Here is a 20,747-nt window from a genome sequence, read left to right as displayed (position 1 = left end):
ACCTCCCTACTTACCAGCCACAACATACTCATCGGTATTGCTTCAACTGATCAGACAGCTCAATAAAAGTAGGTCTCATCTCTGGTGGTAACAATTTACGACCCGTTTCTGCCGCCACAGGAGGGGCATAACCAGAAACCACTGAAATCAAACAGGATTTAATGCATAGGTAGGCTTTCAATTCGTGCGCCCCTAGGTTTTCAAGGTGCGCTGAAGCAGGACCAATAAAGCCATAAGCAAAAAATATCCCCAAAAAAGTACCGACCAACGCAGCCGCCACATGGTTGCCTATTTCTGTCATTGGGCCGCCAATCGAGCCCATGGTAATAACAATCCCTAGCACCGCAGCCACAATACCAAACCCAGGCAAAGCCTCTGCCACACGATTTACCGCATGACTTGGCGCTAATAGCTCCTCGGAAATTTGCTCTATTTCTGAATCCATTATGGCTTCCAACTCATACGCAGGAAGCCCAGTAAGAGTGAAAATCCGATAATTATCGGTCAAGAAATTGACTATTTCATGATCCCGCAACACATCAGGAAAACGCGCAAACAGCTCACTGGTAAAAGGCGATTCAATATCATCCTCAATGGCCAAAAAGCCATCCTGACGACTCTTTTGAAATAACGAATACACTAACCCCAAAAGCTGAAGGTAAAACGCCTTATTGTGACGACTGCCTGTGATTACCTGAGGCGCCATTGATAGCACTTTTTTCTGCAAAGAAAAGGGGTTAGCCATCATAAACGCCCCCAAAGCGGCGCCACAAATAATCAAAATTTCGAACGGCTGCCATAAAACAGCCATATTACCGTGCGATGCCAAATAGCCACTCACAACACTGATAATAACAATCAGCATGCCCGCTAACGCAAACATATTTTCTTCCTTAATATGACAAAGTATGCTCTTTAATAAATATACAGTATGATTAATGGTATCAAGTATTTTAGAGCTTTTAATGCAGCGACCTATGAATGACAAGTCACCTTATGGCCTTAATAAATGGCTACGCTTTCTAAAGGAACACAAACTGCCTGTTAGGTCCGAAAACTTAGCAAGTTTAAAGAAACACATATCGCACCCAGATGCTACCATTGAAAACTTACAAACCAAAATCAAACACCAACCCATGGTGGCGTTTGCACTGCTTAACCAAGCAAATAAAATCATCCCCAATAAACGTGGCGAAATCAAAAACCCGTACCACGCAGGCTCAATGCTAGGCATAAACGGCATAAAGCAAAGTCTTGCCACACTAGCCCCCTATCAACATGACAATAATAATCCAGCTCACAGGGCTTTTTTACAAGAAATACAAACCAGTTACGAAGCAGCAGGCATTGCTCAGCGCTGGTCAGTTGCCAAAAGCACTGAACACGAAGAGATCTTCTGGCTGACGTTTTTTAGAAACGCAGCACGCTGGTTAATGTGGTTTTTCGCCCAGCCAACCATGGAACGCCTACAAGGCAAATTACGCGCCGGAGAAAACGCAGCCCACGCCGAAGTCAGCGTTCTTGGCTGTCGTATTGACGAAATCACCGTCCACATGTGCAAATACTGGCATGCCCCGAGAGCCATCATTGAATCTTTTCTCACCAGCCACGTCCCCAACAACGAAGAACTTAAAACCCTCGCCAGGTTAAGCCACACGCCAGATCAACTCCCTGGTTTTATTGAAGACAAACGGCTGACAATTTTAGCCAATAGCCCGCTGATGTTTGTGTATTGCGCCAACAAACTCATTCAAGAGGCATTACTCCACGGCTGGCAAGGCAACACATTGCATTTTTACTATCGCGTCATCGCCACCATCACCCATGACTACTTGGGCAAAGCGATCCAGAGCGCGCATTTAGGCTGCGCGGAAGCCGCGACCCTTTATCTCAACACAGCTAAAGCACCACTGGCCTGCCAACTATTATCACCCACCCTCTATCTACCGGCAGTCAAACAAACCAAACCAAAAACTAAAGCACCACGCTCTGCGCTCGATAAACTCAAAACCCAGCTTGCAAACCCTACTCTTACTACAAAAGAAAAGCTGAATCTGGCATTAAAAACCATTAAAATCTCGATACCAAACGCCGAGCAAGCCATCTTACTGAAACATAGCGAGGGAAAAATTAGTCCTGCCATGCAATATGGGCAAGATGTCGCCATGATAAAAAAGGTAAAATGGAATATGCCGTCGCCCTTATTTGAAAAGCTGGTTCGTAAACGCTCCGCCATCCATTGCCAAGGGCGAACTCTTGTCGAGCTGATTAACGACCTTCCTTATTTAGCGGACAGCCTGATTGATAAAAACGGCCAATTGATGCTTGCGTCAACCCCAATCTCAGCAACAGAAACGGGGATTTTTTGGCTAGTCACTGCCCAACAATTTAACAACAAAGATTACTCGACCCTAAAGAAAATTGTGATGCTTATCAGCCACAATCCCAGATAGACACTTTAAACTAGGAAAAACCTGTGACCAAAGATCAACTTTTTGCGTTCGCGCAACAAATAACACCACAAAAAACCCTTTCCAGAGTGATAGGCAAAATTGCAGAATGCGAAACATCTTGGGTTAAAAACACTTTCATTACTCAGTTTATCAAGAAATACCAAGTTGATATGTCTGAGGCAATCAACAGTGACCCTCTGTCTTACCGCAACTTTAATGATTTTTTCACCCGCGCTATTCGCCCAGAACTGCGCCCTATCAGCGAGCAAAGCGACAGCATTGCTTGCCCTGCAGATGGAGCCATCAGCCAATTAGGTAAAATTGAACACGGCACCATTTTGCAAGCGAAAGGCCATCATTACAGCCTAACCAGCTTACTAGGTGGTGACGCTGCTTTATCTGACCAGTTCCTAGGCGGCTCTTTTGCCACGGTTTACTTATCGCCAAAAGATTATCACCGTGTGCACATGCCACTGACAGGCAAACTCACAAAGATGATTCACATCCCAGGCAAATTATTTTCAGTCAACAAGGTAACCGCAGAACAAATTCCTAGCGTTTTTGCTCGCAACGAACGCACGGTCTGCCTATTTGACACCGAAGCAGGCCCGATGGCTGTCATTCTGGTTGGCGCTATGATTGTTGCCAGCATCGAAACAGTTTGGGCAGGACAAGTGACGCCCTTTAATAAAAATGTGGTGACCTGGGATTACAGCGCCCTGAATCAAGTCGAAATACAAAAAGGTGAAGAAATGGGTCGCTTCAAACTAGGCTCAACCGCCATCGTTCTATTCGGCAAAGATGCAGTGAATTGGGAAGAGAGCCTACAAGCTGAAACCCCAACCACTATGGGCATGCCATTTGGCACCATCAACCAACCCCAATAGACAAGACAACCCCAAAAAAAAGCCTGCTGATGCAGGCTTTTTTTTCATTCAAAACAAAACACCGCGCCCGCAATAAGGGCGCAATGTCAGCAGACTAAGGCAGCTCGTCTTCCAACTGCTCTTTTGGTGCAGGGATAAGGTCTTCGCGAGTCACCTTCATTGTCAGTAGCAAGTTTGCCGCTACGAAAATAGAAGAGTAAGTACCAATCAAAATACCAAACAACAAAGCCAAAGCAAAGTTGTGAATTGATTCACCACCATAGAAGAACAACACAAACAAGGTAAACAAGGTCGTTAAGGACGTGATAATAGTACGCCCTAATGTTTGGTTGATGGACAAGTTAATCAAGTCATAAGGCTTGATATCACGCAGGATACGGAAGTTTTCACGGATCCGGTCACACACAACTATGGTGTCATTCAATGAGTAACCGATCAGCGCCAGAATAGCCGCTAACACAGTCAAATCGAACTCATAACCAAACAAAGAGAAAAAGCCCAATGTAATGGTCACATCGTGAATCAAGGCCACAACGGATGCTACAGAGAACTTGAACTGGAAACGTACCGCAACGTAAATCATTACGATCAGCAGTGCTAGCAACATACCTAGGCCGCCCTGTTCACGTAACTCTTCACCCACTTGCGCGCCGACAAACTCTGAACGCTTCAAAGAAACAGACACATTGCCGCTATCCTCAAGCGTCGCCAAAACCTGACTACCCAACTCTGGCGTATAAGCATTTGCCATACGCACCACAACGTCCGTTGGAGAGCCAAAGTTTTGCACTACCACATCGCTGTAGCCACCTTTGTCCAACAGCCCACGCACATCATCGAGCTGTGGCGCCTGTTGGTAGCTAACCTCAATCAAGGTACCGCCAGTAAAGTCTAAGCCGAACTTAATACCCTTGGTCGCCAAAGAGGCAATAGAAATAAGGATCAGCGTAATCGAAATCAAAGCTACGACTTTACGCATCGCCATAAATGGAATTTTTGTCACTTTCATGGCTTTCTCCTTAAATATAAAGTTTCTTGTTAGGGCGACCGCCGTAGACAAGGTTCACTTGTGCGCGTGTCACTACAATGGCAGTAAACATGGAGGTTAAAATACCTAACGATAAGGTCACCGCAAACCCTTTCACCGAACCAGTACCGACTGCAAACAAGATAACTGCCACCAATAAAGTGGTTATGTTGGCATCAAATATGGTTGTAAAGGCACGATTAAAGCCGGAATGTATCGCCTGATGGCTTGGTGTTCCATTCGCCAACTCTTCTTTTATCCTAGAGAATATGAGCACGTTGGCATCCACCGCCATCCCCATCGTCAGTACGATACCAGCAATACCAGGCAGAGTTAACGTCGCCCCAAGCACAGACATGCAGGCCAATAGAAGCACTACGTTCAAGACCAAAGAAACGTTCGCGAAAATACCAAACACTCGGTAATACACCAGCATAAACAGCATCACGACCAACAAACCAATTTGCGCAGAAACCATACCCAAATGAATATTCTCAGCACCCAAGCTTGGCCCTATGGTACGTTCTTCGACAAAATAAATTGGCGCAGCCAGCGCACCAGCGCGTAGCAGCAAGGCCAATTCAGAAGATTCACGAGGACTATCAAGACCTGTAATTCGGAATGAATTACCCAACGTTGTTTGAATGGTGGCTAAAGAGATAATGCCCTTTTCACTGTAACTCTTACGCACCTCTTCAAGCTTACCATCGGTTTTAACAAAACGTGTTCGTGATTTATGCTCAATGAAGACAACCGCCATGTTACGACCAACCGCCGCACGCGTGACTTTTGCCATCTTCTGACCACCTTTAGAGTCCAGGCTAATGTTAACCTGTGGACGACCATTCTCATCAAACGATGAGCTCGCATCAGATACACTATCACCCGTGATGATAATATCGCGATCCAAACGTGCGGTACGGCCGCTGCCATTTCGGAAATTTAACGTTTCAACATCGCCACCTTGGTCATCCAAACCCGCTTCTAAATGAAACTCTAGGTTTGCTGTCGCACCGATAATACGTTTTGCCGCTGCGGTATCTTGAACACCTGGAAGCTCGACCACAATACGATCACTGCCTTGACGCTGCACCAATGGCTCAGCAACACCCAGCTCATTCACACGGTTACGTAAGGTGGTAAGGTTTTGTTGAATCGCATAGGACTCGATACTCTTGCGAGAGGCTTCAGTAAAGCCCGCATCAAGGTAATAATCCGAGCCATTTTGGCGGGTACTGTAAACATACTCACCAAATTGGTCTTTCAGCAAGGATTCAGCTCGATCCAGGTCACCTTCTTGCAAGAAGCGAATAGATAAAACGCCGTTATCGATCGTCACACTGCGGTAACGCACTCGGTCTTTACGCAACGCGGCTTTCATTTCACTTGAAGCTACATCGAGCTTCTGCTTAAGCGCAGCAGGCATATCGACTTGCAATAAGAAATGCACACCACCACGCAAATCCAAACCTAGCTTAGCTGGGCCCGCACCAATGGACGCCAACCAATTTGGCGTAGTTGGCACAAGGTTTAATGCCGTTACATAGTTGTCGCCTAGCGCTGCAGCCACTACTGGCTTAGCGGCTAATTGGTCCTCACCACTATTGAAGCGCAAGGTACCACCAGCAGAGGTAAGCTCTGCTTTTTTCAAATTAATGTCGGCGTCAGAAAGCGCCTTTTTTGCTTTTTCTAATGTGCGCTCATCAACCACGGCCGTTGCTTTTTGAGTCGATATTTGCAACGCCGGATCATCCGGATATAAATTGGGCACGGCGTAGATAACCCCTAACGCCAATACAAGAAGAATTAGCAAATACTTCCACAAGGGGTACTTGTTGAGCATGAAAAATCCCTTACACCTAAAAAATTAAGACAGACTAAAATAAGAAAAGCGCCTTACTCGGCGCTTTTCAGGGAAGGTTAGATGGATTTCAACGTTCCTTTTGGCAACACTGCAGCCACTGAAGACTTTTGGAATTTGATTTCAACGCCATCAGCAACTTCTAGTACAACGTAGTTATCATCTACACGGGACACTTTACCTAGTACGCCACCGCCAGTTACTACTTCTGCACCTTTCGCTAAAGACGCAATCAAATTTTTATGCTCTTTAGTACGTTTTGCTTGTGGGCGCCACATAAGGAAATAAAAGATAACGACAAAGCCGCCAAGCAAAACTAAGTTAAAAATGCCGGCACTGGCTGGTGCTGCATCTGCCGCGTACGCGGATGAGATCAATGAGATCATGGTGTTAAACTCTCCAATGGTTTATGAAACTGTGAGTCACTCTGATACAAAGTGACTCTTATAAATTGATTATTATTCACTCAAAGGTGGTGTTTCCAAGCCACGCTTCGCATAAAACTCATCAACAAAGGCGTCAAATCTACCTTCATCGAGCGCTTGACGCAATCCCGCCATGAGCGTTTGGTAATACCGTAAGTTATGAATGGTGTTTAATTGAGCACCAACCATTTCTTGGCACTTATCCAAATGATGTAGATAAGACCGAGAAAAGTTTTTACAAGTGTAACAATCACATTCTTTATCCAAAGGCGCCGTATCATGACGATGCGTTGCGTTTCGAATGCGCACAACCCCTTCAGAAGTAAACAAATGACCATTACGTGCATTTCGTGTCGGCATTACACAGTCAAACATATCAACGCCACGACGCACACCTTCGACCAAGTCTTCTGGCTTACCCACGCCCATCAAATAACGCGGCTTATCTTGCGGCATTTTCGGGGTGACATAGTCCAGTACTTTCATCATTTCTTCTTTTGGCTCACCCACCGACAAACCGCCAATAGCATAACCATCAAAACCAATGTCTACCAACCCTTCTAGAGACTCATCTCTTAGGTTTTCATACATACTGCCTTGAATAATACCAAACAAAGCCGATGGACTGTCGCCATGCTCTTGCTTCGAGCGTTTTGCCCAACGCAAACTCATACGCATGGAATCCGCCGCTCGTTCAGGGGTCGCGGGGTAAGGCGTACACTCGTCAAAAATCATCACAATGTCTGAGCCTAAATCTTTTTGCACCTGCATCGATATTTCAGGGCTTAAAAAGACCTTAGAGCCATTTATTGGTGAACGAAAGCTCACACCTTCTTCCGTGATTTTACGCATTTCGCCTAACGAAAAAACCTGAAAACCACCTGAATCCGTCAAAATTGGCTTTTTCCATTGGGTGAAATCGTGCAGATCACCGTGCGCCTTCACCACTTCCGTACCCGGACGTAACCACAAATGAAAGGTGTTACCCAAAATAATATCGGCACCAATTTCTTCAATATCTTTGGTCAACATGCCTTTCACTGTACCGTAAGTACCCACCGGCATAAAAGCTGGGGTTTCCACTTTACCACGAGGGAAGGTCAGCGTAGCACGACGCGCCTTTCCTGATGTTGTGTGAAGGTCAAAGTCCATAAAACATTCTGGACGTTTATCTGACATACGCCTTATTCCTCACTCTGCGGGCCTTTGGCCTGCTCATTTCGCGTTATAAACATGGCATCGCCATAACTAAAAAAGCGATATTCATTTTCGACAGCAGACCGATACGCCGCCATCACTTGATCATAACCAGCAAACGCACTGATTAGCATAATTAGCGTTGACTCTGGCAAGTGAAAATTCGTTACCATGCAGTCAACTGTTTTAAATTTATAGCCTGGATAAATAAAAATACTGGTGTCGTCTTTCATCGCCTGCAGCTCGCCACTTTGACTCGCCGACTCAAGGCTACGTACACTTGTTGTGCCTACCGCAATAACGCGTCCGCCACGGGCTTTTGTCGCGCGAACCTGTTCAACAACACTGTCTTCTACTTCAACATATTCCGCGTGCATGATGTGATCTTTCACATCTTCTACTTTCACTGGCTGAAAGGTTCCCGCCCCAACGTGCAAGGTAACAAACGCTGTGTCTACGCCTTTTTCTTTGAGCTTGGCAAGTATTGTCTCGTCAAAATGCAGACCCGCAGTAGGTGCGGCAACCGCTCCAGGCTTTTGATTATAAACAGTTTGATACCTTTCTTGGTCACTGTCTTCATCAGGCCGTTCAATGTATGGCGGCAAAGGCATATGCCCTATCCGTGCCAGCACATCTAATACTGGCTCAGCAAAGGCAACCCGAAACAAAGGCCCCGAACGATCGAGCATCACAGCATCAATGGCTTCACCTTTGTCCTGCCCAAGAATTAACTTGTTACCAGGCTTGGGGGACTTGCTTGCTCGTATGTGAGCCAAGGCTTGTTTTTCATCGACAATACGCTCAATCAAAATTTCGATTTTACCGCCGGACTCTTTTTGCCCAAACACGCGCGCAGGAATCACGCGAGTGTTATTAAAGACCATTAAATCGCCTGGGCGAACTAGATCTAATATATTTGGAAATTGTAGGTGCGCCAGATTGCCACTCTCGCCATCAAGGTGCAACAAGCGGCTCGCCGTTCTATCCGGCATAGGATAGGTGGCAATTAGTTTTTCTGGTAAGTCAAAATGGTAATCAGAAACTCGCATGATAAAGAAAACGACCTAGAAAAAATGACCCGGCATTTTAGCGAATTTCCACCCAAAAAGGTACGACCATAAAGAAATACCTGAAACATAATGAAAAAAAGGCAATAAGCGTATTGACAAGATAATTAATTCCTATAAGATACGCCTCACCTTTTTCAAGGCCAGTGTGGTGGAATTGGTAGACACGACGGATTCAAAATCCGTTGCCGAAAGGCGTGGCGGTTCGAGTCCGCCTACTGGTACCAACATAAAAAAGCCCTGATCTTTGATCAGGGCTTTTTTTTTCGTTCCTTAATGGAATGTTCAACAATCCTACGTTAGGAACCTAGCCGATGAATCGTCGCAAAAAGATCAAAGACATCTACGATAAGCGGATGAAGCAAGCCAACTTAAAAGCCAATCCGAAGAAAGCTAAGCCAAAGTATATCTCTAAAGCAGATAGAGCAAAGATGGAAGCGGAAAACACCGCTCTTGAGAATGGCGAAGTCAGCAGCACAACAGAGTCAGCAGACGAGCCTCAAGGCTAACCACTTCTCTGTTTATGGCGGTTTCCTTACCGCCAATTAGCTTGCTACGCGCTTAGCACTAAAAACGCGCCCGAAAATGCCATTCATCGGGTGCCATTTGATTGATAATCGACTGACGAATACCAAAATCAATGTCCTCACTGTCTCTTGAATACAGGCCACATTGACGCAAAGCTCGGTATTGATCTATCTTCTCGCCAAGATATTCGTATACCACTCGAGCACAGCACGGCATTCTCTCACCACTCCCAGAAACCCCTAAACGCAACCCATTTAAGCGGTCGATACGGCTTTTGAAAGAGGGAAATAAAATCGTTTGGGTCATTTCAACGCCAGTAAGCGACTCATAATCCATTAAAAAAATTCGTCCTGACAGAAACTGCACCATCCCCTTATAAACATTATGAAAGGGTTTACTGCGGCCATCTTCCAACAATCTTTCTGTTCTTTGATAAACCGCATGACCGTCATGCTCTTCAATGCAAATCAGGGTTCGTAATATTTCACCTGGGTGCGCCATCGAAAGATAATATTCAAAATAATAGCCGTAATAAGACGCTAACCCAGTTTGCCCTAGCTCATTTAATCTAGACAGATGCGCCGCCGCAACCGAACTACTTTGCTGCTTAAGAGACACTGGGCGCGTCTGCACCAAACGCAAGAATTCTTGATGTGGCAAGACTATCTCATGGTTTTCCACTCCGAAAAACTCACAAAAGCGGCGCATGGTGTTGGCCGAAGGTCGATTAGTGCCACTTAAATATCGATTAAATTGCGGTCGATTAATGCCCAGCCGTCGACATACTTCAGCCGTCGATTTGTAATAGCTGCATAGCAATCGCAAATTATCTTTAAAGTCATCACTCATAACCCATTGTGCTCCCCCGAGTCTAGGGCGCCCATTCTAAAGTAAAAAAAGCCAAAGCCGAACCCCAAAATAGTGCAAGTTGAATCCTTAATAGCATCAACTAGCACCAATCAGTAACAGGTCACAAACTACCTATGACCCAGCCGCTGCTGTTCAATAGCCTCGCTGAATTTGAATAAAAACAATCTACACATTCCTTATACAGGAGCACATATATGCTTTCTCTTTTAAGCGACCTTCTATGGAGTAAAATCCTGATTGCCGTTCTACTTGGCCTAGGTCTCTGGTTTACCCTCGCGTCGCGTTTTATCCAGTTTCGTTACTTCGGTAAAATGTTTTCTATCCTAACCGCTCGCCATCATGACACCGATGGTCACTTGAGCTCCTTTCAAGCATTAATATTATCGGTTGCTGGCCGTGTTGGTGGCGGCAACATTGCTGGGGTAGCGGTTGCTATTACTCTCGGCGGCCCTGGCGCTATTTTTTGGATGTGGGTTGTAGGCCTGATCGGCATGGCAACCAGCTTTGTTGAGTGCACCCTCGCCCAAGTTTATAAAACGGCTGAAGACGATGGCACTTATCGAGGCGGCCCGGCTTATTACATCGAAAAGGGCTTAGGCGCCCAATGGAAATGGTTAGCCGTGGTGTACGCTATTTTGCTGTTCATCACATTTGGTATTGCGTTCGTCGCTTTACAGTCTTATGCAGTCGCCAATTCGCTACAAGATGCGTTCAACATCCCCCTCTCTTACAGCGGTATTGGCCTCGCCATTGTGGTTGGCTTAATTATTTTTGGTGGCGTTAAACGCATTGCTAAGGTGGCTGAAATCTTGGTTCCTGTGATGGCTGGCGGCTACTTAATTATTGCGCTTGTGGTACTCGCAATGAACATCAGCGCAATCCCTGACACCTTAATGATGATAGTTAACAGTGCCTTCGGTATAGGACCTGCTGTGGGTGGCGGCGTTGGCGCGGCTATTCTAATGGGTGTAAAACGAGGCTTATTTTCTAACGAGGCAGGCCTTGGTAGCGCGCCAAATGTTGCCGCAGTGGCTTATGTTCCTCACCCGGCTAGCCAAGGCGTGGTACAAGCGTTCTCCGTTTTTATTGACACCATCCTACTATGCACCTGCACCGCTTTGATTATTCTGCTTGGCACTGCCTACGACCCAACTACCGTCAGCGCAGCAGATGGCATTGCTTTGACCCAAGCCTCACTCGCAACCCATATTGGTGAGACAGGTCGTATCTTCGTCAGCATAGCTTTATTGCTGTTTAGCTTTAGTACGGTGCTCTATAACTATTACCTAGGTGAAAATAGCCTAAGCTATCTAACCAAGGGGAAAAACAGCAAGCTGCTAATGAATGCCTTCCGTATCTTAATTCTGGTTTTATGTTGCCTCGGTGCGGTGCTGAATTTGGGCACGATTTTTTCTTTTGCTGACCTAACAATGGGTCTACTCGCGCTTGCTAACCTATTTGGCCTAGCCCTTTTGTTTAACAAAGCTCGCAGCGTAATTAACGACTACGACAAACAGATAAAAGCGGGCACAGCCCAGCCTGTGTTTGATTCGGCGCAATTTCCCGAACTCGATTTAGATAAGAAAGCCTGGCCTGAAGCCAATAAAAATAGCCACTAACCCCAAACGCCACACCTAAAGAGGTGTGGCGCTCCTTTTTAGTAATGAGGACCTGCTAACATGACTACACGCTCTGAATACGATTTACTTGGTAATATGGAAGTCCCTGCTGACGCCTTGTATGGCATCCAGACTCAGCGTGCGGCACAAAACTTCTCCATTACTGGCGTTCCTATTTCTCATTTTCCTGAGTTAATTAAGGCGTTGGCAATGGTAAAAGCAGCGGCAGCTCGAACCAACCAAGAAATGAATTTGCTGTCTACTGAAAAAGCCGATGCCATTGTCTTTGCCTGCCAAGATCTCATACAAGGTGATCATCACGACCAATTTATTGTCGACGTCATTCAAGGCGGGGCTGGCACCTCTACAAACATGAATGCCAACGAAGTGATCGCCAACATTGCCTTAGGCAAACTGGGTCATAACAAAGGTGAATACCAGCACCTACACCCTAATGACGACGTAAACCGCTCACAATCTACTAATGACGCCTACCCAACAGCGGCTTGCTTGGGTATTCAGTTTGCGGCCGATAACTTTGTTCCAAGTTTGGCTTCTCTCAAAGAAGCCCTAGAAGAGAAAGGCCGAGAGTTTGCGCACATTGTCAAAATGGGTCGCACACAATTACAAGATGCGGTACCTATGACACTAGGCCAAGAGTTTGACGCTTTCGCTGTGACCCTAGGGGAAGACATTGATCGTATCGGCGAAGCATGCGCTCTACTTTGCGAAGTCAACCTCGGTGGTACAGCCATCGGCACCGGCATTAACACCACTGAAGGCTACGCCAACTTGGTAGTAGAAAAGCTGGCAACCATTTCCGCGAAACCATTAGTGCCTGCGAGCAACCTAGTAGAAGCCACGTCTGACATGGGCGCGTTCGTACTCTTCTCCGGCATTTTAAAACGCCTGGCGATTAAGCTAAGCAAAATGAGCAATGATTTACGCTTGCTTTCTAGCGGACCTCGTACCGGTTTGGGTGAAATAAACCTACCTGCAATGCAACCCGGTTCTTCTATCATGCCTGGCAAAGTAAACCCTGTTATTCCAGAGGCAATGAACCAAACGGCATACCAAGTCATCGCTTCTGATTTGGCGGTAACACTGGCGGCTGAAGCGGGCCAATTGCAGCTAAACGCCATGGAACCTATGATCATATACAACTTACTTAACTCACTAAAAATGCTAAAAGAAGCATGCCATATGATGGAGCACCGCTGCATTCGAGGCATCCAAGCCAACGAAAGCGTTTGTGCTGGGCATGTTGAAAATAGCATTGGCATTATTACTGCACTGGTACCGCATATCGGCTACGCTAATGCGTCTCGTATTGCCAATACCGCACTCAATACCGGCAGCACAGTACGCGCTTTAGTGATTGAAGAAAACCTATTAACAGAAGAGCAGCTAAACACTCTGTTAGACCCTAAATCTATGCTATCTCCTAGTAAGGTTGGTGTATGAAATCTCAAGTTTTAATACTTTATACTGGCGGTACCATTGGTATGGTACAGACAGACTTAGGCTTAGCGCCGGCGTCTGGCCTGCAAGAACGCATTGAATTGGCAATGGGCGCAAGCTTGCCAGATTTACCCAGCTTTGAGGTTATGGAGCTGTCGCCTTTAATCGACAGTGCCAACATTACCCCGAGCAACTGGACACAATTAGTCAGCACTCTGGCGACACACTGGCAAGATTACGATGGCTTTATCATTCTGCATGGCACTGACACCATGGCATACACTACGTCTGCCCTGTCTTTTATGCTGGGCAGCTGTGATAAAAATGTTCTCGTTACTGGCTCACAAATCCCGCTAGGAATGAACCGCAGCGATGCAACCAGTAATTTACAAGCCGCCTTATCACTGGCATGCAACCACCCAATCCCAGACGTCAGTCTGGTTTTTGATGGAAAACTAATGCGGGGCAATCGTGTGCAAAAGGTCAGCAGCGGCCGCTTCAAAGCCTTTGCCACACCTAACGACGAACTATTAGGTGAAATTGCCATTGACATGCAGTTGCACTACGACCGCATGCTCAAACAAACCTCATCAGCAGATTCTCAACCGATCTCTGAACGAGCCCTCACCTTTAAAGAAGGCGCTGTGGCAGTATTGACACTTCACCCAAGCCAGCCAGCGTCTATTTATCAAAGTGTGCTAGACGATGAAAATTGTCAGGCGATTGTTTTAATGACCTATGGCGCAGGCAATGTACCAGACCAAAATACCACATTCTTAGATTTCTTAAGCGAAACCTTGTTGCGCAAAAAAGTCGTGGTAAATCTGACCCAGTGTTTGCATGGTGGTGTTTCTCAAGGTGCGTATGCCGCAGGCTCTGTACTGTCTTCTATGAAAGTACTCAGTGGATACGACATGACCTTAGAAGCGGCCTTTTGCAAATTGCACTTCTTGCTAGCACAAGGTAATGACTACCAGGATATCCATAACCAATGGGACATAAACCTCTGCAACGAATTCAGCGCCTAAGCAATTCGCACTAGCACAGGCAAAAAAAAGGGTTTGAAGACTGTCCTCAAACCCTTTTTTCTAGCAATCTTTATTACTTTATCGTCGCGGCGGTTACCAAGATCACGCTGATAATAATCATCACACCACCAAACCACTGACGCATGTTCATTTTCTCTGAAAAGCGATATTTTGAGTAATACAAAGTGCCTAAGATCTCCAATTGCCCTAAGGTTTTCACCATCGCCGGATTCACCAACGCAAAGGCGGTAAACCAACCAATTGACCCTAAACCACTCATTATTCCAACTTTCCAACTTAGCTGTGGGCTTTTTCTAAAAGGGGTCATAAGGTCACGGCTTTTCACCATCTGAAGGCCACACAAAATAGCCGATTGCAAGAGGAGAACATACAACAAGGTGACTCCCGCACTGGTCATGATTGAGCCCTCAAATGAGTGACTTGCCAACGACGCCATAACAGACGTAACCGCAAAACAAAACCCACTTCCCAAGCCAAATACAAAGGAGGCATCACGGTGAATATTGGCCAAGTTTTTCCACTTTATACTCATTACCAAAGCACCAAATACACCAACTGCAATACCTAACCAAGCCATGGCAGATAACCCATAATGCAACAAAGGCAAACCAATTAATGCCGCTAACACCGCCTCAGTCTTAGCCAGCATGGTACCCAAGGCAAAACTGCCTGACTGAAACACTCGAAGCATGAAATAAGTCGCCATAATTTGTGCTAACGCACAAAGACTAGCCGCCATAAAAAACATCGAATCAGTAGGCAATGACACCCCACCAAACAACACAATACAGAGCAACAAATACCCTGTTACCAAAGGCAAAGCATAAAGCGATCGCGCCATAGTCGCGTGTAAAAAACCCGCTTCAGTCGCCAATGTATTTTGATAAGCGGTACGAACCGATTGGCACGCTGCCGCGAACAAAGTGATAAAAACCCACATATAACTAATGTATTCCTAGACCAGCTTCAAAGGCGCTAAGCATGAGGCTTGAGAGGGCGTTTGTAAAAGCAATTAGGGGCGCAAATTGGGTAACTAAGAAGAATTTTTAGCGCTATTTTAACGCAGATTTTAAGGGCTGGATTTAGGCATAAGAAAACCAGAATAAGATGGCGTTAAAAAGACCAAAAACGCCTATATCAACCGACAATCGTTTTGTTTTTACCACTGCGCTTAGCTTGATATAAAGCATCATCAGCACGTTTCAAGACCGCCTTGTATGAAGTGTCATCAGGCAACATGCCAGAAATGCCGACGCTAATACCAATACTAGCGGCTAGATTCTTGGTGAAAAATTGCTGGAAATGATGCATCACTTTTTCATGCAGCCTATCTGCAAACTGCTTTGCCTGTGTGACCTCAGCATTAAATAAAGCCACTACGAATTCATCCCCACCGTAACGACACGCTATGCCATGGTCAGCTAATTCATTACGACAGATATTCGCGATGGCAACAATGACCTCATCACCAACATAGTGCCCTAAAGTGTCATTAATGGTTTTTAAATTATCCAGATCAAAAATCACAATTGACGTTGGCACTCCTTGCCCGATAAAAGCACGGTAATCGGCTTTTAGCTCACGCTCAAGCCGGCGCCGATTAAACAGTCCAGTGAGCTTATCGGTATCGCTCAGTTTGCGTAATTTGGCCTCCAGCTTATGACGTTCTGTGATGTTGCTGGCCATCCAGAGCACCACGTCCTCACCGGCTATTTGAAAGTCTAGTTTTTGAATCCGTCCTTCAAACCAAATCGGTTCAACTGGCCCCTCTTCGACATCACTGCCAACCTCTCTGATACTGAGTTCGTATTCTCGGATCAATAGGGTCTCAGCTTCTAAGGCAACCGCTATTTGCTCTAGAAACCAATCTGCTTTATCTGCACTGACTATGTCGCTAATTCGCAGCCCTACCAGCCCCTCTGCACTATGGTAATAACGCGTATCATGGCCGCCAAACACCGCCACATAGCGACCACTTCTAGAAAGCACAAAGACGGGGTCCGGTAATGCTTCTAATACTTTTGCCATTTGCTCGATACTGACCATACGTCTCTCCCTGAAAACACCATCAATAAAAAATTAGCTGGCTAAATACATAGCCTGACAGCGCCCCAAACATCTCACATTGCGACTCGCAACAGATACACCTTAGCGCGAGAAACTGCAAGCAGACAGCTAAATCCCATGATAGATCATTGCCAATTAGCAACATGGCGTTGTTAATCATTAAACAGCATCAGGATTTATCTTCATATAAGAGGACAATATGATATTACCATTCGTTCGTATAAAACGAGACAAAAGCACACAGGGCTATTTCAGTGCATCGAACACGTTAGCTCACACGCACTACGGCTCAACAACAGAGCCTAGAGACTCACTACCGTTAAAGACACAATACCGCAAGACGGTTAGTCAGATGGCTGTGATGAGCTTATACGGATGACTTCCTTTTCTTTTGATTGAGACATTACTTATGAACCGACAACCTACCTTGTTCATTTCACACGGCTCCCCAATGATGGCCGCTGAAATCAGTAGCACCTCCATTTTTCTGAGCCAATTAGGTAAGGAATTAAGTCGACCTAAGGCTATCATCGTGTTCTCGGCTCATTTTGATATGGCGGCAGACATTGTTATCACCTCAGGCGAGCAGCCTGAAACCATTCATGATTTTTACGGTTTCCCGAAATCATTTTATGAAATCCAATATAACGCCCCTGGCGATCCAGCATTGGCCAAGAAAATCGCCCAATTGTTTGAGAATTCTGGATTACATCCAGTGTTAGATGAGAACCAAGGTTGGGATCATGGAGTATGGATTCCGTTGCGACTAATGTACCCAAATGCCGACGTGCCGATTGTTCAAATATCCATTAATAGTGGCTTAGGCGCATCCAGAAATCACCTTTACGGAAAACTCATTAGCTCTCTAAAAGACGACAATATATTAATCATCGGCTCCGGCGGTATCAGCCACAATCTAAAAGAACTATTCAGTCGAACGCCAACAAAAAACCGCGTAGAAATGGTCAGCAGCTTCACCGATTGGGTACATGATAAGTTGATCCACAAAGATCTTGATGCCTTATTAAATTATCAACAAGAAGCACCTTATGCGTCTTTTAATCACCCGTCTCAAGAGCACTTTTTGCCGTTGATTTCCGCCCTAGGCAGCAGTGATTTATTAACTGTAGAACGCCTCCACAAAGACGTTGAGAGGGACATTTTATCGTTAGATAGCTACCTTTTCTCATAATGTTCGTATCACAAAAAAGGCCATCAGCCCGATTATGTTTCGGGCTGTAAAAACACCATACTATAGAAAATATACAAGGCGATGACACTCCACGGCAGTGCATACCACCAAAAACTTGTGCCTGAACCGCCTCTCCAGTATTGAATCAACACCAAAATAGCAGCGCTCACAAAGGACAGAGGCAAAACGAAAAAAGATGAATTAATAACCTTGCCGTCAAAGTCTGTCAGTACATGGTGTTGAGCAATAGCACCGCCAGCGAAAACGCTGGCAATGAATACATATACAGCCAACCCCAATTGTACAAAAGTCCCTATCACTACCCACATTAGCGGCATCACTCATCATCCTTAAATTTTTGCTTTATTATGCCTCTGGCTCCCCAAAAGAGCGGTTAAACCAAGTCTAAACGCAGTACTTTAGTTGGACCTGCTCGAAACGAAGGCGTTAGCTTACTGGCTTCTTTCATGTGAGGCGTTTCATGATGGGCTTTCCAAGCCGCTTCACTGGACCAACGCTCAGTTAGCACAAGCTGATCTTCGTTATCCGTCACCCGATGCAGCTCATATTCAAAGCAGCCTTCTTCCTCAAGTACTAAAGGCTTTAGGTTATTAAAGAGACGAATTTGCTGCTCTGCCTTACCCGCTTGCACATCGATTAAAACCACTAATTTTACTTCCTGATCCATGTGACACCTCATCATCCAAAAAATTATGCCTGAGCTTTCGCCATCAGCTCTGCTAAAGACTGTTTCACTCCTGCATCGACAATTTCCCCCTCTTTCATCACATCGTAAAAAGAAGGGACACTTAAACTACCCAACACCTTGGCTTGGAAAAACGGCAGATTGTTTAGCGCTAACGCCAAGACACTTTTAGCACCTCCTGGACCTGGGGAGGTAGATAATGCGATAACAGGCTTATTTTGATAAACCTTATTCACTAGGCGCGACGCCCAATCAAAGGTGTTTTTATAGGCTGCGGTATAACAGCCATTATGTTCAGCAAAAGACACAACCAGCAAATCCGCGTCGGCAATTTCATCAAGAAACGCCTGAGCTTCATTGGGCACCCCAAATTCTTTTTCTCGGTCCTCGGAGAACACCGGCATCGCAAAGTCATTTAAATCCAATACTGTCACCGTCGCCCCCTCAATCATGCCAGCGGCATAAGTCGCTAAGGCTTTATTGATAGAGTGCGTACTTGAGCTTGCGCCAAATGCTAATACTTTCATCGCTTTTCTCCTAAATTAAATGGACTCGCAATTCATCTTTTTTTGATGCATTCATTGTCATACTAAATGCATGACTTTTACTTTTCTTCAAAAAACTTTTATGCGCTTTGCTCTAGTGGGCAGTATTGGCTTTCTTGTTGACCTTGGCTCCATGCTACTCTTGTCCATTTGGCTGCCGCCGATAACAGCAAGAATCGGTTCATTCTGGCTTGCTGCCAGTTCTAACTGGTTATGGAACCGGCGCTTCACCTTTCAAGCGCAAACTTCAATGCAGCGCTCACAACAACTACGCCAATGGTTGCATTTTCTATTTTGTTCCACCCTATCTTTTGTCCCTAACTGGGGATGTTATTACCTATTAATCAAGCTTCAACCTAGTGCTTCTGAATTCGTTTTATTATGGCCCTATCTCGCTATGATTCCAGGCATCCTAATAGGGCTTTTATTTAATTACAGTTTGTCTCGATCTTGGGTATTTGCCAACCCCAAAGCATAAAAAAGGGCTACTTCCATAGATAGTAGCCCTTCTCCAGAGAACAACTTAGCACCTTAAAGCGCCTACTCAGCAGGAAATACTATGCTGGCGGTACAGCCAACCGTGTCATTATCCACCAGTGAAAACTGACAATGATATTTGCTGCATATGTCTCGCACAATCATCAAACCTAAGCCGTAACTTTCACCCGACGGCTTGCCTTGCAAGCCACATCCAGTGTCGACAACCTTGATCACATTGTCCTGCATAATCAACTTAATCGAGCCGGATTCGGTACACGACAAGGCATTTTTCACCAAGTTGCCGATCAAGATATGCAAGGTAGGCAACGGCAGTTTGGTTGCCACCGTGCCTTCTACGACCGTCTCTAACAGCACGTCACTTTTCGGTCGAAAATCCATATGAGCACTGCAAATCAATTGCAGTTCCGCCTCGGTTAAAATACGTAACGACAGGCTTTCTGTATCTTCATCCCGCGTTAAGGATAATAACGTCTTAATGTAGTCTTCCATTTCTTGGCAAGCATGCATCATGCGCTGGCGCTGGCGCTCAATAAACTCTTTTGAATCGGATTTCGCCAACAGAGTGAGACCGCCACGCATGACCATTAACGGTGTTCGTAACTCATGGCTTGCATTACGGTTAAACGCTCGCTCACGGTCGATCAAACTGCGAATTTGGCTTTGATAGCTATTGAGACGCTCCACTAGCTGGTGTATTTCACGTGTCGCTGCGCCATCTGGCACGGGAATAGGTGCAAAATCTTCTGGACTGCGTGATGCTAAATTCTTAGACAAGCTAGACAGTGGTGCTGTTAAACGGCTTGAAATACGCATTACCACCCACAGACTCACCACCAACAATAAGAGTGAAATCGCCAACTGAGTGGTCTGCGTATCAAACATCTTAGCTTCACTGGTTTCGTAGATTTCATCATAGTGAATCAAATAAAGATCGCGGGCCTGGCCGTTAATAACCACCTTTTTCACCATCGAGAAAAATTCAAGATTGGTGTCAGAGTCAGAATCCAAATGGTAAGGCTTGTCATCAGAAACATCGTCTTTTAATACCACCCAAACAGGCAAATTCTGCTTACCTAAATATGCATCGGAAAACGGCGGCACAGTAACATGTGAAAGCGTGGTACCTTGAAACATATCCGTTGCTGTCGCTATGTCTTTATCCATTCGGGTTTTTGCATAAATCGACTCCATATTCTCTATCATTGAGACCAGCATAGAGAAATGAAACGCAATAATGGCGAAGGCGACAATCGAGAAATAGGTAACCGTCAATTGTTTTGAAGTTCTCATTA

The 20,747-nt window shown here is 45.5% G+C and carries 21 protein-coding genes and 1 tRNA gene; 9 read left to right on the top strand and 13 right to left on the bottom strand.

The window, feature by feature from the left end; translation table 11 throughout:
• Positions 1 to 28 precede the first annotated feature (28 nt).
• Positions 29 to 883 (bottom strand): flagellar motor stator protein MotA, encoded by an 855-nt coding sequence (motA, locus tag DFP81_RS15180; protein ID WP_115898752.1) that lies wholly within the window; start codon positions 881 to 883, stop codon positions 29 to 31.
• An 82-nt stretch (positions 884 to 965) separates the two neighbouring features.
• Here motA and DFP81_RS15175 point away from each other — a divergent pair, with 82 nt between their 5' ends.
• Together DFP81_RS15175 and asd are read left to right on the top strand one after the other, a co-directional pair.
• Complete coding sequence (locus DFP81_RS15175) at positions 966 to 2,453, top strand: HDOD domain-containing protein (protein WP_245959186.1); 1,488 nt, start codon at positions 966 to 968, stop codon at positions 2,451 to 2,453.
• Between the two features lie 23 nt (positions 2,454 to 2,476).
• Complete coding sequence (asd, locus tag DFP81_RS15170) at positions 2,477 to 3,340, top strand: archaetidylserine decarboxylase (protein WP_115898751.1); 864 nt, start codon at positions 2,477 to 2,479, stop codon at positions 3,338 to 3,340.
• 94 nt (positions 3,341 to 3,434) lie between these two features.
• Here asd and secF read toward each other — a convergent pair whose 3' ends face one another.
• From secF to queA, 5 genes are all read right to left on the bottom strand, one after another.
• Positions 3,435 to 4,349 carry a protein translocase subunit SecF gene (gene secF, locus DFP81_RS15165; protein ID WP_115898750.1) on the bottom strand — a complete coding sequence of 305 codons (915 nt, stop codon included), beginning with the start codon at positions 4,347 to 4,349 and terminating at the stop codon, positions 3,435 to 3,437.
• A gap of 10 nt (positions 4,350 to 4,359) precedes the next feature.
• The gene (secD, locus tag DFP81_RS15160; protein WP_115898749.1) at positions 4,360 to 6,210 is read right to left on the bottom strand and encodes a protein translocase subunit SecD; all 1,851 of its coding nucleotides are present in this window, start codon (positions 6,208 to 6,210) and stop codon (positions 4,360 to 4,362) included.
• A gap of 77 nt (positions 6,211 to 6,287) precedes the next feature.
• Complete coding sequence (yajC, locus tag DFP81_RS15155) at positions 6,288 to 6,614, bottom strand: preprotein translocase subunit YajC (protein ID WP_115898748.1); 327 nt, start codon at positions 6,612 to 6,614, stop codon at positions 6,288 to 6,290.
• Positions 6,615 to 6,686: 72 nt separating this feature from the next.
• Positions 6,687 to 7,805: a tRNA guanosine(34) transglycosylase Tgt gene (gene tgt, locus DFP81_RS15150; RefSeq protein WP_220343017.1), complete on the bottom strand. Its 1,119-nt coding sequence runs from the start codon at positions 7,803 to 7,805 to the stop codon at positions 6,687 to 6,689.
• A 32-nt stretch (positions 7,806 to 7,837) separates the two neighbouring features.
• The gene (gene queA / locus DFP81_RS15145) at positions 7,838 to 8,899 is read right to left on the bottom strand and encodes a tRNA preQ1(34) S-adenosylmethionine ribosyltransferase-isomerase QueA (RefSeq protein WP_115898746.1); all 1,062 of its coding nucleotides are present in this window, start codon (positions 8,897 to 8,899) and stop codon (positions 7,838 to 7,840) included.
• 160 nt (positions 8,900 to 9,059) lie between these two features.
• Here queA and DFP81_RS15140 point away from each other — a divergent pair.
• Together DFP81_RS15140 and DFP81_RS15135 are read left to right on the top strand one after the other, a co-directional pair.
• Positions 9,060 to 9,144: transfer RNA gene (locus DFP81_RS15140), tRNA-Leu, on the top strand.
• Positions 9,145 to 9,231: 87 nt separating this feature from the next.
• Entirely contained in the window at positions 9,232 to 9,426 is a 195-nt protein-coding gene (locus DFP81_RS15135) for a DUF2986 domain-containing protein (protein ID WP_115898745.1), read from the top strand.
• Between the two features lie 58 nt (positions 9,427 to 9,484).
• Here the strand turns inward: DFP81_RS15135 and DFP81_RS15130 are convergent, their stop codons facing one another.
• Complete coding sequence (locus tag DFP81_RS15130) at positions 9,485 to 10,294, bottom strand: helix-turn-helix domain-containing protein (protein WP_115898744.1); 810 nt, start codon at positions 10,292 to 10,294, stop codon at positions 9,485 to 9,487.
• Positions 10,295 to 10,509: 215 nt separating this feature from the next.
• Between DFP81_RS15130 and DFP81_RS15125 the strand changes: the two genes are divergently transcribed.
• The 3 genes from DFP81_RS15125 to DFP81_RS15115 are packed head-to-tail and all read left to right on the top strand — an operon-like array spanning position 10,510 to position 14,423.
• A complete protein-coding gene (locus DFP81_RS15125) occupies positions 10,510 to 11,934 on the top strand; it encodes an alanine/glycine:cation symporter family protein (protein ID WP_115898743.1) in 1,425 nt (474 codons plus the stop codon).
• A 60-nt stretch (positions 11,935 to 11,994) separates the two neighbouring features.
• Complete coding sequence (locus DFP81_RS15120; protein ID WP_115898742.1) at positions 11,995 to 13,398, top strand: aspartate ammonia-lyase; 1,404 nt, start codon at positions 11,995 to 11,997, stop codon at positions 13,396 to 13,398.
• Positions 13,395 to 14,423, top strand: a complete 1,029-nt coding sequence (locus DFP81_RS15115) for an asparaginase (RefSeq protein ID WP_115898741.1) — start codon at positions 13,395 to 13,397, stop codon at positions 14,421 to 14,423. The genes DFP81_RS15120 and DFP81_RS15115 overlap by 4 nt, the downstream gene beginning before the upstream one ends.
• A 73-nt stretch (positions 14,424 to 14,496) precedes the next feature.
• Here the strand turns inward: DFP81_RS15115 and DFP81_RS15110 are convergent, their stop codons facing one another.
• Both DFP81_RS15110 and DFP81_RS15105 read right to left on the bottom strand, forming a co-directional pair.
• Complete coding sequence (locus tag DFP81_RS15110) at positions 14,497 to 15,384, bottom strand: DMT family transporter (protein ID WP_115898740.1); 888 nt, start codon at positions 15,382 to 15,384, stop codon at positions 14,497 to 14,499.
• Between the two features lie 197 nt (positions 15,385 to 15,581).
• Positions 15,582 to 16,490, bottom strand: a complete 909-nt coding sequence (locus DFP81_RS15105; RefSeq protein ID WP_115898739.1) for a GGDEF domain-containing protein — start codon at positions 16,488 to 16,490, stop codon at positions 15,582 to 15,584.
• Between the two features lie 430 nt (positions 16,491 to 16,920).
• Between DFP81_RS15105 and DFP81_RS15100 the strand changes: the two genes are divergently transcribed.
• Positions 16,921 to 17,703, top strand: coding sequence for a DODA-type extradiol aromatic ring-opening family dioxygenase (locus DFP81_RS15100; protein ID WP_115898738.1), 783 nt, complete (start codon positions 16,921 to 16,923; stop codon positions 17,701 to 17,703).
• A 32-nt stretch (positions 17,704 to 17,735) separates the two neighbouring features.
• On the opposite strand, the gene DFP81_RS15095 is transcribed toward DFP81_RS15100, so the two are convergent.
• Genes DFP81_RS15095 through DFP81_RS15085 form a run of 3 tightly spaced genes read right to left on the bottom strand, consistent with a single transcriptional unit; the run spans position 17,736 to position 18,936 of the window.
• The gene (locus DFP81_RS15095) at positions 17,736 to 18,041 is read right to left on the bottom strand and encodes a hypothetical protein (protein ID WP_115898737.1); all 306 of its coding nucleotides are present in this window, start codon (positions 18,039 to 18,041) and stop codon (positions 17,736 to 17,738) included.
• 56 nt (positions 18,042 to 18,097) lie between these two features.
• Positions 18,098 to 18,391 carry a putative quinol monooxygenase gene (locus tag DFP81_RS15090; protein WP_115898736.1) on the bottom strand — a complete coding sequence of 98 codons (294 nt, stop codon included), beginning with the start codon at positions 18,389 to 18,391 and terminating at the stop codon, positions 18,098 to 18,100.
• Between the two features lie 23 nt (positions 18,392 to 18,414).
• Positions 18,415 to 18,936 carry an NADPH-dependent FMN reductase gene (locus DFP81_RS15085; RefSeq protein WP_115898735.1) on the bottom strand — a complete coding sequence of 174 codons (522 nt, stop codon included), beginning with the start codon at positions 18,934 to 18,936 and terminating at the stop codon, positions 18,415 to 18,417.
• Positions 18,937 to 19,036: 100 nt separating this feature from the next.
• On the opposite strand from DFP81_RS15085, the gene DFP81_RS15080 reads away from it, so the two are divergent.
• Positions 19,037 to 19,432, top strand: a complete 396-nt coding sequence (locus tag DFP81_RS15080) for a GtrA family protein (RefSeq protein WP_245959185.1) — start codon at positions 19,037 to 19,039, stop codon at positions 19,430 to 19,432.
• Positions 19,433 to 19,494: 62 nt separating this feature from the next.
• Here DFP81_RS15080 and DFP81_RS15075 read toward each other — a convergent pair whose 3' ends face one another.
• Entirely contained in the window at positions 19,495 to 20,745 is a 1,251-nt protein-coding gene (locus tag DFP81_RS15075; RefSeq protein ID WP_245959184.1) for a sensor histidine kinase, read from the bottom strand.
• Positions 20,746 to 20,747: the final 2 nt, after the last annotated feature.

This window comes from Marinomonas pollencensis (assembly GCF_003387375.1).
GTDB lineage: Bacteria > Pseudomonadota > Gammaproteobacteria > Pseudomonadales > Marinomonadaceae > Marinomonas > Marinomonas pollencensis.
The sequence above is the reverse complement of the archived record's forward strand: the minus strand, read 5'-3'. Positions and strand labels throughout refer to the sequence as shown.

Excerpts from the sequence above, each read along its gene's own strand:
- motA (WP_115898752.1), bottom strand. The coding sequence starts at position 883 with ATGTTTGCGTTAGCGGGCATGCTGATTGTTATTATCAGTGTTGTGAGT.
- DFP81_RS15175 (WP_245959186.1), top strand. The coding sequence starts at position 966 with ATGCAGCGACCTATGAATGACAAGTCACCTTATGGCCTTAATAAATGG.
- secF (WP_115898750.1), bottom strand. The coding sequence starts at position 4,349 with ATGAAAGTGACAAAAATTCCATTTATGGCGATGCGTAAAGTCGTAGCT.
- secD (WP_115898749.1), bottom strand. The coding sequence starts at position 6,210 with ATGCTCAACAAGTACCCCTTGTGGAAGTATTTGCTAATTCTTCTTGTA.
- yajC (WP_115898748.1), bottom strand. The coding sequence starts at position 6,614 with ATGATCTCATTGATCTCATCCGCGTACGCGGCAGATGCAGCACCAGCC.
- tgt (WP_220343017.1), bottom strand. The coding sequence starts at position 7,805 with ATGGACTTTGACCTTCACACAACATCAGGAAAGGCGCGTCGTGCTACG.
- queA (WP_115898746.1), bottom strand. The coding sequence starts at position 8,899 with ATGCGAGTTTCTGATTACCATTTTGACTTACCAGAAAAACTAATTGCC.
- DFP81_RS15135 (WP_115898745.1), top strand. The coding sequence starts at position 9,232 with ATGAATCGTCGCAAAAAGATCAAAGACATCTACGATAAGCGGATGAAG.
- DFP81_RS15130 (WP_115898744.1), bottom strand. The coding sequence starts at position 10,294 with ATGAGTGATGACTTTAAAGATAATTTGCGATTGCTATGCAGCTATTAC.
- DFP81_RS15125 (WP_115898743.1), top strand. The coding sequence starts at position 10,510 with ATGCTTTCTCTTTTAAGCGACCTTCTATGGAGTAAAATCCTGATTGCC.
- DFP81_RS15120 (WP_115898742.1), top strand. The coding sequence starts at position 11,995 with ATGACTACACGCTCTGAATACGATTTACTTGGTAATATGGAAGTCCCT.
- DFP81_RS15115 (WP_115898741.1), top strand. The coding sequence starts at position 13,395 with ATGAAATCTCAAGTTTTAATACTTTATACTGGCGGTACCATTGGTATG.
- DFP81_RS15110 (WP_115898740.1), bottom strand. The coding sequence starts at position 15,384 with ATGTGGGTTTTTATCACTTTGTTCGCGGCAGCGTGCCAATCGGTTCGT.
- DFP81_RS15105 (WP_115898739.1), bottom strand. The coding sequence starts at position 16,490 with ATGGTCAGTATCGAGCAAATGGCAAAAGTATTAGAAGCATTACCGGAC.
- DFP81_RS15100 (WP_115898738.1), top strand. The coding sequence starts at position 16,921 with ATGAACCGACAACCTACCTTGTTCATTTCACACGGCTCCCCAATGATG.
- DFP81_RS15095 (WP_115898737.1), bottom strand. The coding sequence starts at position 18,041 with ATGCCGCTAATGTGGGTAGTGATAGGGACTTTTGTACAATTGGGGTTG.
- DFP81_RS15090 (WP_115898736.1), bottom strand. The coding sequence starts at position 18,391 with ATGGATCAGGAAGTAAAATTAGTGGTTTTAATCGATGTGCAAGCGGGT.
- DFP81_RS15085 (WP_115898735.1), bottom strand. The coding sequence starts at position 18,936 with ATGAAAGTATTAGCATTTGGCGCAAGCTCAAGTACGCACTCTATCAAT.
- DFP81_RS15080 (WP_245959185.1), top strand. The coding sequence starts at position 19,037 with ATGCGCTTTGCTCTAGTGGGCAGTATTGGCTTTCTTGTTGACCTTGGC.
- DFP81_RS15075 (WP_245959184.1), bottom strand. The coding sequence starts at position 20,745 with ATGAGAACTTCAAAACAATTGACGGTTACCTATTTCTCGATTGTCGCC.